Annotated in this window: 17 protein-coding genes and 1 pseudogene; 11 read left to right on the plus strand and 7 right to left on the minus strand. The window is 49.9% G+C overall.

Translation table 11 applies throughout. The annotated features are described in order from the left end of the window. Positions 1–221 (minus strand): Ger(x)C family spore germination protein (locus AYW79_RS14070; protein WP_472341757.1); only part of this gene is annotated, 221 nt, incomplete at its 3' end. Between the two features lie 197 nt (positions 222–418). Here AYW79_RS14070 and AYW79_RS14075 point away from each other — a divergent pair. Both AYW79_RS14075 and AYW79_RS14080 read left to right on the plus strand, forming a co-directional pair. Further along, entirely contained in the window at positions 419–1,615 is a 1,197-nt protein-coding gene (locus tag AYW79_RS14075) for a trans-sulfuration enzyme family protein (RefSeq protein ID WP_067953423.1), read from the plus strand. Positions 1,616–1,691: 76 nt separating this feature from the next. Continuing rightward, positions 1,692–2,306: a superoxide dismutase gene (locus AYW79_RS14080; protein ID WP_067567165.1), complete on the plus strand. Its 615-nt coding sequence runs from the start codon at positions 1,692–1,694 to the stop codon at positions 2,304–2,306. Between the two features lie 63 nt (positions 2,307–2,369). On the opposite strand, the gene AYW79_RS14085 is transcribed toward AYW79_RS14080, so the two are convergent. From AYW79_RS14085 to AYW79_RS15675, 5 genes are all read right to left on the minus strand, one after another. Further along, positions 2,370–2,960 (minus strand): RsfA family transcriptional regulator, encoded by a 591-nt coding sequence (locus tag AYW79_RS14085; RefSeq protein WP_067567167.1) that lies wholly within the window; start codon positions 2,958–2,960, stop codon positions 2,370–2,372. 74 nt (positions 2,961–3,034) lie between these two features. Beyond that, positions 3,035–3,187 (minus strand): hypothetical protein, encoded by a 153-nt coding sequence (locus AYW79_RS15670; protein ID WP_156481944.1) that lies wholly within the window; start codon positions 3,185–3,187, stop codon positions 3,035–3,037. A gap of 43 nt (positions 3,188–3,230) precedes the next feature. Continuing rightward, on the minus strand, positions 3,231–4,352 hold the full coding sequence (locus AYW79_RS14090; RefSeq protein WP_067567169.1) for an SAM-dependent methyltransferase: 1,122 nt from the start codon (positions 4,350–4,352) through the stop codon (positions 3,231–3,233). Beyond that, positions 4,349–4,927: an ATP-dependent Clp endopeptidase proteolytic subunit ClpP gene (gene clpP / locus AYW79_RS14095; RefSeq protein ID WP_067567171.1), complete on the minus strand. Its 579-nt coding sequence runs from the start codon at positions 4,925–4,927 to the stop codon at positions 4,349–4,351. The genes AYW79_RS14090 and clpP overlap by 4 nt, the downstream gene beginning before the upstream one ends. A gap of 57 nt (positions 4,928–4,984) precedes the next feature. Further along, positions 4,985–5,209: a hypothetical protein gene (locus AYW79_RS15675; RefSeq protein ID WP_067953421.1), complete on the minus strand. Its 225-nt coding sequence runs from the start codon at positions 5,207–5,209 to the stop codon at positions 4,985–4,987. A 189-nt stretch (positions 5,210–5,398) separates the two neighbouring features. On the opposite strand from AYW79_RS15675, the gene AYW79_RS14100 reads away from it, so the two are divergent. After that, positions 5,399–5,860, plus strand: coding sequence for an IDEAL domain-containing protein (locus AYW79_RS14100; protein WP_067567173.1), 462 nt, complete (start codon positions 5,399–5,401; stop codon positions 5,858–5,860). Beyond that, positions 5,857–6,123 (plus strand): DUF3055 domain-containing protein, encoded by a 267-nt coding sequence (locus AYW79_RS14105; RefSeq protein WP_079290533.1) that lies wholly within the window; start codon positions 5,857–5,859, stop codon positions 6,121–6,123. The genes AYW79_RS14100 and AYW79_RS14105 overlap by 4 nt, the downstream gene beginning before the upstream one ends. A gap of 22 nt (positions 6,124–6,145) precedes the next feature. Here the strand turns inward: AYW79_RS14105 and AYW79_RS14110 are convergent, their stop codons facing one another. Further along, on the minus strand, positions 6,146–6,595 hold the full coding sequence (locus tag AYW79_RS14110) for a hypothetical protein (RefSeq protein WP_067567175.1): 450 nt from the start codon (positions 6,593–6,595) through the stop codon (positions 6,146–6,148). Between the two features lie 94 nt (positions 6,596–6,689). Here AYW79_RS14110 and AYW79_RS14115 point away from each other — a divergent pair, with 94 nt between their 5' ends. The 7 genes and pseudogenes from AYW79_RS14115 (at position 6,690) to AYW79_RS14140 (ending at position 9,704) form a co-directional block, all read left to right on the plus strand. Next, on the plus strand, positions 6,690–6,905 hold the full coding sequence (locus tag AYW79_RS14115) for a hypothetical protein (protein ID WP_067567177.1): 216 nt from the start codon (positions 6,690–6,692) through the stop codon (positions 6,903–6,905). Positions 6,906–6,991: 86 nt separating this feature from the next. After that, entirely contained in the window at positions 6,992–7,291 is a 300-nt protein-coding gene (locus AYW79_RS14120) for a DUF1292 domain-containing protein (protein WP_067567179.1), read from the plus strand. A 235-nt stretch (positions 7,292–7,526) separates the two neighbouring features. Further along, positions 7,527–8,162 carry an acetate uptake transporter gene (locus AYW79_RS14125; protein ID WP_067953420.1) on the plus strand — a complete coding sequence of 212 codons (636 nt, stop codon included), beginning with the start codon at positions 7,527–7,529 and terminating at the stop codon, positions 8,160–8,162. Between the two features lie 211 nt (positions 8,163–8,373). Next, positions 8,374–8,802 (plus strand): thioredoxin family protein, encoded by a 429-nt coding sequence (locus tag AYW79_RS14130; protein ID WP_231877918.1) that lies wholly within the window; start codon positions 8,374–8,376, stop codon positions 8,800–8,802. 12 nt (positions 8,803–8,814) lie between these two features. Further along, positions 8,815–9,024, plus strand: a pseudogene (locus AYW79_RS16475) (thioredoxin family protein); the annotation flags it as partial. Positions 9,025–9,053: 29 nt separating this feature from the next. Further along, positions 9,054–9,347, plus strand: coding sequence for a rhodanese-like domain-containing protein (locus AYW79_RS14135; RefSeq protein ID WP_067953417.1), 294 nt, complete (start codon positions 9,054–9,056; stop codon positions 9,345–9,347). A 66-nt stretch (positions 9,348–9,413) separates the two neighbouring features. Beyond that, positions 9,414–9,704 (plus strand): rhodanese-like domain-containing protein, encoded by a 291-nt coding sequence (locus tag AYW79_RS14140; RefSeq protein WP_067567189.1) that lies wholly within the window; start codon positions 9,414–9,416, stop codon positions 9,702–9,704. Positions 9,705–9,787: the final 83 nt, after the last annotated feature.

Raw genomic sequence — 9,787 nt, forward strand, 5'->3', positions numbered from 1 at the left:
TGAAAATCTCCGCCGCCCCCCCCACCCCCGCTGCTCGATCCGGAGAGCTTACTCGGAACTGCAATTCTGCCGATTGCAATCACCTGCTTGTTAGGCGAACGGTCAATCCCCATCGTGACCATAAACGCCTGTTCTTCTAGTTCAGCGCGATCATAACAACCCGTTAGACCGAGCGACAGACCAAGCCCGATCAAGATACCGATCGCCCGTTTCCCTTTCATGGCCAAACCTCCCTGTCACTTGCAGCAACCGCTGAAACTTTTTGATGCGGCATCATACTTCCCAGCCTCTTCATATTGTCCCCATCTGCGCAAAAGCATGTGAAGCGCCTTTTGCGCAAAAGATTCCGTTGAGCGCGTGCGCGCGAAGAGGTAAAGTAGAGAGACGCATTGTCACAAAAAAGGAGAAGACGCCCCTGATGGAGAAAAACCACGCGACACGCGCGGCGCGGATTGATGAAAAACATTTTCACGGAGAAGCTCCGCGACCCGAAGTAACGCCAATCTATCAATCTTCCGTTTATCGCTTCAATGACACGCGCGATGTGTTGGAGTATTACGAAAACCGCCCCGATGGTCGTTACCTTTATGGCAGAAACGGACACCCTAACAGCGCAGTGCTTGAGGACACGATTGCGGTGCTCGAAAATGCCTCAGGCGCAGTGACCACCGCGAGTGGGATGGGCGCCATCTCCGCCGCCATTCTGAGCGTCTGTTCTGCGGGGGATCATGTACTACTCTCTCAGGACATCTACGGTGGAACACTGGTTTTATTGCGCACCGTTCTCGCCCGCTTTGGCGTGTCACTGTCGCTTCTCGACCTTACGAATGAAGAAGCGCTAACCCGCGCGCTTGATCGAAAAACCAAACTGGTCATCGGCGAGAGCATCGCTAATCCGCTTCTCACCATTCTTGACATCGCGAAAACTGCTGAGATCTGTCACCGCTTTGGCGCGCTCCTGATGATCGATAACACATTTGCCACCCCAGCACTTATCAAACCTCTGTCCTTTTGCGCAGATATCGTTGTGCACAGCACAACCAAATACATGGGTGGACACAGCGACGTCAGCGGCGGCGTAGTCTGTGCGAACGATCCGCTGATTGAGCAAATCCGTCAGACGTCTGTCGCCGTCGGTACTGCACAGACCCCTTTTGATGCTTGGCTTGTCGCGCGCGGCGTCAAGACACTCAGCTTACGCGTCGAGAAACAGTGTGAGAACGCGACAAAACTCGCCGCGTATCTTGCGTCGCTGTCTTGTTGCGAAGTCATTCACCCGAGTTTGGCGACGCATTCCGGCCACGACCTCGCCAAGCAACAGTTTCACAATCAATTCGGCGCGATGCTCAGCATCCGCGTAACAGATGACCTGGAGATTGTCGATGAGATCATGCATCGCCTCCCGTCGATTCCGTTTGCCCCGTCGCTCGCTGGTGTAACAACCACCCTCTCTCACCCGTACACAACATCCCATCGCGGATTCACGGAAGAGGAACGGCGCGTGTTTGGCATCACAAAAGGGCTGATACGCATTTCTGTAGGCATAGAAGACATTACGGATTTAATGACCGAGTTCGCTTTTGCACTCGCGATTTTACAGCGCCGCGACCCCTGATGAAAATGACAGTGTACGAATTTATGCTATACTTATAAGCGATGGTTTACATATGAACTGAGAGGATGGGATCGAAGTGGCTTTTCAAACGCCTGAACTTCCTTATGCTGTCGATGCACTCGAACCACACATTGACGCGCGAACGATGACTGTTCACCACGATGGTCATCACGTTACGTATACAAATAACTTGAACGCTGCGCTTGAAGCGCATCCTGATCTGCAAGCGCGCACCGCCGAGGACTTGATCAAATCCCTCAACCAGTTGCCCGAAAGCATTCGCAACGCCGTTCGCAACAACGGCGGTGGCTTTATCAATCACAATCTTTTCTGGACCGTTCTAAGCCCTAATGGCGGCGGCGAACCCACTGGCGCATTGGCAGACGCGCTCCAGTCAGCCTTCGGAAGCTTTGCGAAGTTCAAAGAAGAATTTGCAAAAGCGGCAACGACACGTTTTGGCAGCGGGTGGGCTTGGCTCGTCGTTGATCAACACGGTAAACTTGCGGTGGTAAGCACAGCCAACCAAGACAATCCTTTGACAGACGGACTAACGCCGATCCTTGGGCTCGACGTTTGGGAACACGCCTACTATCTTAAATACCAAAACAAACGCGCTGACTATATCAGCGCATTCTTCAATGTTGTCAATTGGCCGCAGGTTGCAGCCTTTTTTGAGGCAGCAAAGGCATAAGCAAAAAGGGAGTATCTTTACAAAAAGCCCAGCGTGCGAACGCTGGGCTTTTTGTATGTCAGCTCACCGGTTTTCATCATCTGTTGAACCAGGTACGCCCTCCACGCTATGTACATCATTCACTTTCCACTGAAGCTTTCGCGCACGCTCAACGATCCCGAGTAATGTACGATAATCCTCACTGATCACAGCATGCTCGTTCTCAAGCGAACCCAGTTGTTCAAGCAAATGTGTCTTATCTCGGCGAAGTTTTTCAGACTCCTGCCGAAACGTCTCACTGTCACGCTCAATTTGCCGAATTCGCGCCTTGATCGATTGCAATTCATGGCGACGCTGCCGCAAAAATCGAAAGACAGCATTCCACGAAATGATCTCATCCCCTCCAGACGGACTCTGCTCATCAAACGCTTCTGCTTGAACCTCGTCTTTCCTTTCTTTTCGCTTCTGCTTTGCCGCATCAATCTCGTGAAGGTGAAGCTTTCGGACACACGCATTCCAGCGGTATCCACATGCGGCTGGCGTACGACCGAGGAATTCAGCACAAACATCAAACGCGGCGAGTTGTGTGCCACCATTTTGAATGTGCCGAAGAATGATATCCGCGAGTTTGATGTCATCCTCCTCAGTCCACGCATCTTGTCGCACCGTTTTCATCCTGCGCATGACCTCCCTGGACGGAGTCCTTAGCAGAATGTATATGCACAGAATGTGCGACATAGGAACAAATCTTATAAACCGATTCGATCCTTTCGCAGCGAATTCAAAAGCGCAAAGGCCGTCTTAAAGCGCAGGTTTGACGGCGTGCGTTTAACCGCGAAATAAATCGCAAAAAGTTGCAGTACAAAGATCACCATTTGTCTCATGAGAACCCATCTGCGCAAGCCATCCACCCCCGGTGTGATCACATGGTACTTAGTGTGACGATCAGACCGCTTCCTTATCCCTATGCGCCACGCAGACCACAAAACGATCGCCAAGCCCCCCCGGCATCACCAAGTGTTTGAGCGCGCCATATTCACTCTCCGAGACCACGTGCTGCGTCGCGTTCGCTCGGGAAATAATTCCCATTAAATAGGAACCTTGACGCGTGAGAGGGTCGACAACATAGCCTACTTCCTCCAAAATCTCGCGCACATACGAAAAATCAACGTCATACGTAATGTCCACGTCTCCCGGTGAAGAGAGTGGGTCGACAAGCCGATGGTGCTGATATCCGCGCAGACTCCCACGCGGTCGATCCGCAGCAATGACATCCGCGGTCTCACCACCATAATCAAGCAGTATCATTTCACGCGGCGAAAGAGTATTCGCGATGGATTGTAGAAATGAACGATAGGCGATGGGCACCTCAACGTGGTGGACCCCCGCTTTGGGAAGATGACCTGACCGCACGAGGGGTGAGACGAATGACTTTGCGTACACGCTTGCTTCGCGGCAAGGTTCCCCAGTATAGGCAATCTCCAAGGGCGTTCCATCGATTCTTTGATTTTCAATCATGCGACCTTCACGCACCGCGCGTGATGCTGCTGTCGCGGATAGATCAGAAATTCTCGCCAAATCCACGTTAATCAACTCACACGGTAGCGCATCAAGCACCTCGTTGCCGATGAGAAACGCTCCGCGAAACGTCAGGTCGTACGCGAGCAGTGCTTCCATAGATGCAAACGTCGACCACTCCACGCGGCAATCCGCACATTGAGCAGAGAACGCTGTGAGTCGCTCCCGCGTTCGCGTGAGCGATACCTGAGAACGGTCGATAGCCGCATAGCGAATCCTCCGGTTTTCTTCTGAAAAGGAGGCTAATCCTTGGAGAAGGGCGACTGCCAAATCTCCATCCCCACACCCGATCTCGACGAGCGAGAGAGGCTCCCCGGAAGGAGCCTCTCTCAAGATCTGCAGCGCAAGCAGCCGTCCGAAAACTGGGGAAACCTGCGCGCTCGTGTAGAAATCCCCCCGCCGCCCAAAGCGATTGCGATCCGTCATATAGTAACCAAAATCGCCATACAGCGCGTCGCTCATAAAAACGGAGAACGGAACGCCTTTCACGGAGTCAGAATCCGATCGATTAGTCCATACGTCAACGCATCTTCAGCAGACATAAAATTGTCCCGATCGGTGTCACGCTCAATTTGTTCAAGTGGCTGGCCCGTCGTATCCGCGAGAATCTGGTTGAGACGATCCCTCGTCTTTAAGATGTGCTTCGCCGCAATGGCAATATCGCTCGCCTGCCCTTGTCTTCCACCCAATGGTTGATGAATCATCACTTCGCTATTGGGCAACGCAGAACGCTTCCCTTTCGTGCCCGCCGTCAAGAGGATCGCTCCCATCGAAGCGGCCAGTCCCACCACGATGGTCGCGACATCCGGTTTAATCAGTTGCATCGTGTCATAGATCGCAAGCCCTGCAGAAACGCTGCCACCGGGGCTGTTAATGTACATGACAATATCCTTTTCGGGATCTTCAGAAGCAAGAAACAACAGTTGTGCGACGACTGCGTTTGCGACATCATCATCGATTTCGCTGCCAAGAAAAATGATCCGCTCTTTAAGCAACCGTGAATACAGGTCGTACGCGCGTTCTCCACGGCTCGTCTGCTCAATAATTGTCGGTACGTAACTCATCATAAATCCCTCCAGACAAGGCGCATTTCCTATGTACATGAAGAGATTATACCACAATCACATCGTGCGAAAGCGAATGCCGTATTTACCGCGATCTGTTTGATAAAGTTGAACCTCAGCGGGAATCTTCCGACCGTAAATTCGGCGTTCTCCCTCAACCCAGAGCGCTGCGCAGTATGCCTCAAACTTATTTGCGTAAAGCCCTGCCCAATAAACCCAGATTTGCCTGGCCACAATATCCCCCCGCACCTTTTCTGTGCGTAGTGTATCCTGTAGCCACACAATCCGCTCTTCCAGTTTTTGCGATTAAACCTGGCTCATCACCCAGAACATAGGCACTTGCTTCTTGACGATCGAATGCGATTCGCACAATAATAGAGGAAATTCAGGTTTAAGTCGCGTCAAGCTTGCCCAACACTGTTAGCAGGCCCTGGCTCATGACAGGAGATCCAATGAGGGGTGTCGATCGCCATGTTGACACAAAACGAAGTCGATGGCCTCAGGCTTAAACTTTTACCTTCCGGAGCGGATCGCGTGATGGATTTAGTGCACATGCACCGCGATCAAACGACGCTGACCCACGTCGCTCTTGAAAATGTCCCCTTGTTGATCCTTGCCCGTCAAGGCATGATCGCGCGCCTGCAAATTCAGGGGACATCTGTCAAGTTGTCGCAACCTCATGAGATTTTAAAAGCGCTTCAACAGTTCTTTACGACACCCGAAACTCTCTACATCTACACGAATTTGCCACCGATGCCAATACCGATTTATGTCAATGAATTGATTGACGAGGTTGCTGATCGCGTCACCTCGATGGAGACGCTGCGTGCCGCGATTGATGATGCGCTCGATCAAGGGGACAGGCAACGTTTTTATCAATTGAGCGCAACGCTTCAATCGATGAATGATCAGGAAAAAGGAGTCACACTGTGATCGAAGAAGATGTGATGTACGATGAACAAGAGACAACGGAAACCAGATTTGTCGGAATTCTCGGCCAGGTCGGACGCTACGATCTGGCCATTACCAAATCCGCTCATTTCTTCGGTAAATCGCTCGTCACGAATCTGACAACTGGACGATCTGGCGTTCTTGACCGAACGGATTGTGAGAGTTCTGAGCTGCTCATGCACGTTTTTCACGTAAGCGCTGAGGAAGCCAAAGAACTGTGCATCATTCTTCCCGATCGTGTGTAACTCGTGTTCGCGCGCAATTCGTTTATTTTTTAATGAAGAAAACGTCTTGATAGCGCGCCTGGAATGTTTCTGAAGCGACGCGATGTTCATCCGGATCTTCAATCGTTTCTAGCGTCTCATTCGGTGCGTCTCCGTTAACACGTAAAAAATAGAGAGTGGTCTCATCAGATCCTCGCTCATAATAGGCACCTACACGGGACGAACCGACTGGGAAGTATGCTCCCAACGCCAATTTTACTGGTTCGCGCTGATATTCGTTCAATTCCACAAAAAAAATGCGCTCAACCTGCTCCATAACCTGTTCTGTATACAAACTGCCTGGAAATGAGAGTGTAAGCGAATCACCCGATTGCCCTGTGAGAAGATACAGCATGCGGAACGCTTCACGTTCAAATTGTACGAGCATCAAATGGACATCTTCAAAATAGAACGCGCAGTGTTCAGCGCCTTGAAACTGAATGGACGGAGTCAATGTCAATCCCCCTTGAACGAATGTTCACGGCCTAACGGCAGAGCTCGAACAACGCTTGATTCTACAGTATAATGTTTGGAAAGGAGGCGCAAGGATGTCACGCAAAACGCGATACGTCTTTTACTCGTTGATCTTTGTATTTGCCGTAATCGGTTTGGCTCTGCATCAACCATTCGTCACTCTTTTCATGCTTCTCGTTGGAATCGCCCTGGGGATGCTAACCGATCGTATCGATAACCTGCGTGATGAACCGTTTAAAAAATATAACGTGAAGCATCACCACTATGAGGGGCCACACTCTCGCTCTTAGCCGATCGAGCTTGACCTTTAGAAAACCATTCCTGTATCATGGCTTAGTCAGGAAATACAGGAAATCACGGGAGGCTTATCCCTACCATGGCTCATGATGATGAACATGAAGTAGACGAAGAGATGGAAGAACAGATTATTATCCTCGAGGACGAGGATGGCAATGAACATGAATTTATTGTCGCAGAAACATTTGAAGTCAATCAACGCATGTACGCGGTTCTCATGTCGGCAGACGGCAGCTCGGAAGAAGGCTTTATTTTCCGCGTAGAAGAAAAAACGATCGACGGCGTAGAAACGGTTGACTTTGAAGCGATCGAAGACGACGCGGAATGGACTGAAGTGGAAAAAGTCTATAACTCGCTTCTTGAAGAAGACGAAGACTGATTTCCCATTTTCGAATCCACGCCACGAAGCGCGTGCACGGTTAAGCTGTCGATCAGGTTTCGACAGCTTTTTTGTTTGCCTTTGTTTTCTTTCAATGCAAAATTCACACGCTTGTCAAGATTATTTGCACATGGTATAATCATAAAACTGTAAGCGTTATCATATGCATAAAATAACAGAAAGGAGTAGAAAATCGGTCTTCATTTATAGTGTCCTAAAAGGAGATGAAATCTAAATGTCCGAACATGTCGTCGGTCTTGCGACCTCCCCTCATTTGCCACCTGTTGAAACGCCCGTGGCTGTATCAAAGTTCGCCGACCCTGGTCCGCTCGCAGTTGGTGCATTTTCCGCAACCTCCTTCATGCTCGGTGTGTATAACGCAGGAGTGCTTCATAGCGGTGGCGTCGCCGTCGTATTCCCTGCCGCATTTTTCTTTGGCGGAATGATTCAATTGATTGTCAGTGTCCTCGAATTTATTCGCGGAAATACATTTGGAACCATGGTGTTTGGAACTTACGGAGCGTTCTGGGTTATTTTTGGCGGAATTGAAATATGGTTTGCAAAAATGATGACACCAAGCGACATTGGGCCAGCAGTGAGCCTTTTTCTCGCGATGTTTGCCGTACTTACATTCTTTTTCTTCATCGCATCCTTAAAAACGGATCGCGTCCTCATCAGCATTTTTTTCCTCCTCCTCGTCACCTTCATTTTGCTGAGTATCGGGGCAGGCTCTGGTATTTCCGGATTTACCACATTCGGCGGATGGACAACCATGCTTTTTGCTGTACTCGGCTTTTATCACGCTGGGGCGGATCTTATCAATTCCACATTCGGCCGCACTGTACTCTCTAACGGACCTGTAAAGAAGTAGTTCATCCACAAAATTTTAATACATGATTTGTCAGCGAGGATTCTCCACTGCATCGTGGAGAATCCTCGCTCTTCTTGTATTACACACCGAAAAGTGGTTAGACTACAATCATAGACTTGACATATACCCGTATGGGTATATAATCGAGCTAATCATTCGGTGTTGACAACCACCACCAATGAATGAACAGATCCTTCAAGGAGTTGTTCTCATGTTCATCGGACCAAAAGAGCAAGACATTATTCGCAATCGCTTTGAGGCATTGCAAAAGCCGGTGAAACTGCTCCTCTTCGATGCGGCCATTGATTGTCCAACGTGCGCCGATATGAAGCAGTTGATGGAAGAACTCACCGCTATCTCTCCAATTGTAGAGCTTGAGGTGTACAACTTCCATACGGATGCAGATGTCGTAAAAGCGCATGGCATCACAAGAATTCCAGCGATCGTCCTCGCGAATGAAGAGGGAAAAGATCTTGGAATTCGCTTTTATGGTATCCCTTCCGGTTACGAATTTGCAACACTTCTCGAAGATATCGAGATGGTGTCTACCGGGAAGACCAATCTATCGCAACAAACACTTGAGGCACTGCAAGCAATAAAAGAACAAGTCCACCTGCAAGTGTTCGTCACACCTACCTGACCCTATTGCCCAGCCGCGGTGCGGCTTGCGCATATGGCAGCTTTTGTAAGTGGTGCAGTCACAGCGGACATGGTGGAAGCGACGGAATTTCCAGAGCTCTCCAATCGCTATCAAGTCTATGGTGTGCCTAAGACGGTCATCAATGAAGAAAAAAGCATGGAAGGTGCCGTGCCAGAAAAGAGGTTCCTTGAAAGCATTCTTCAGGCAATTGGCACTGCGTAATCAATTTTAACGGAAAGGAGTCGAAGGTCTTGAGTTGCCCAAGCATCCATGTTTCTGAACTGAAAAGCCATCTCTTCCGCCGCGACGCACAAATCATCGATGTGCGTGAGATTGATGAATACAGAGCGAGTCACATTGAAGGCTCAACTTTGATACCGCTCGCGGAATTACCTTTTCGACTCGATGAAATTGAACGCAACAAGGACATCATTGTCGTTTGTCGCTCTGGCAACCGCAGTGCACAAGCTTGTGAGCTTTTGCGTGAACGCGGCTATTTGCGGACACGGTCGCTTTCTGGCGGCCTAGCATCATGGAGCGCCTGATACACACTCTATCGATTAAGTAAGTAAAACCACCAAGTGAAGGGATGTTGAACCGTGTTACAATGGATGTCGATTGACGTAAAAGAGAATATGAAGAAAAACAAAGCCCTGCAAATTATTGACGTGAGGGAGCCGAGCGAGTTTTCATCAGGCCATATCCCAGGCGCCATCAACATCCCTTTAGGCCAACTCACATCGCGCTATAAAGAGATCGACCCGAACCGCGAAACCGCTGTTGTCTGCCTTAGCGGTGGTCGCAGCAGTCGGGCGTGTGAATTTTTACAAAGTGTAGGTTACAATCAATTGCACAACGTCATGGGTGGAATGTCAAGCTGGGATGGGCCTGTTGAACGCTAATTCTACACGGCTCGAATCGAGTAGGAGGGGGCGCCTAGCCCCCGACCTCTCACACCACCGTACATGCGGGTCCGCATACGGCG

It is taken from the genome of Ferroacidibacillus organovorans, from assembly GCF_001642725.1.
Classification (GTDB): Bacteria; Bacillota; Bacilli; order Alicyclobacillales; family SLC66; genus Ferroacidibacillus; species Ferroacidibacillus organovorans.

Excerpts from the sequence above, each read along its gene's own strand:
- AYW79_RS14085 (WP_067567167.1), bottom strand. The coding sequence starts at position 2,960 with ATGAAAACGGTGCGACAAGATGCGTGGACTGAGGAGGATGACATCAAA.
- AYW79_RS14100 (WP_067567173.1), top strand. The coding sequence starts at position 5,399 with ATGTTGACACAAAACGAAGTCGATGGCCTCAGGCTTAAACTTTTACCT.
- AYW79_RS14130 (WP_231877918.1), top strand. The coding sequence starts at position 8,374 with ATGTTCATCGGACCAAAAGAGCAAGACATTATTCGCAATCGCTTTGAG.
- AYW79_RS14140 (WP_067567189.1), top strand. The coding sequence starts at position 9,414 with ATGTCGATTGACGTAAAAGAGAATATGAAGAAAAACAAAGCCCTGCAA.
- AYW79_RS14120 (WP_067567179.1), top strand. The coding sequence starts at position 6,992 with ATGGCTCATGATGATGAACATGAAGTAGACGAAGAGATGGAAGAACAG.
- AYW79_RS14125 (WP_067953420.1), top strand. The coding sequence starts at position 7,527 with ATGTCCGAACATGTCGTCGGTCTTGCGACCTCCCCTCATTTGCCACCT.
- clpP (WP_067567171.1), bottom strand. The coding sequence starts at position 4,927 with ATGAGTTACGTACCGACAATTATTGAGCAGACGAGCCGTGGAGAACGC.
- AYW79_RS14075 (WP_067953423.1), top strand. The coding sequence starts at position 419 with ATGGAGAAAAACCACGCGACACGCGCGGCGCGGATTGATGAAAAACAT.
- AYW79_RS14115 (WP_067567177.1), top strand. The coding sequence starts at position 6,690 with ATGTCACGCAAAACGCGATACGTCTTTTACTCGTTGATCTTTGTATTT.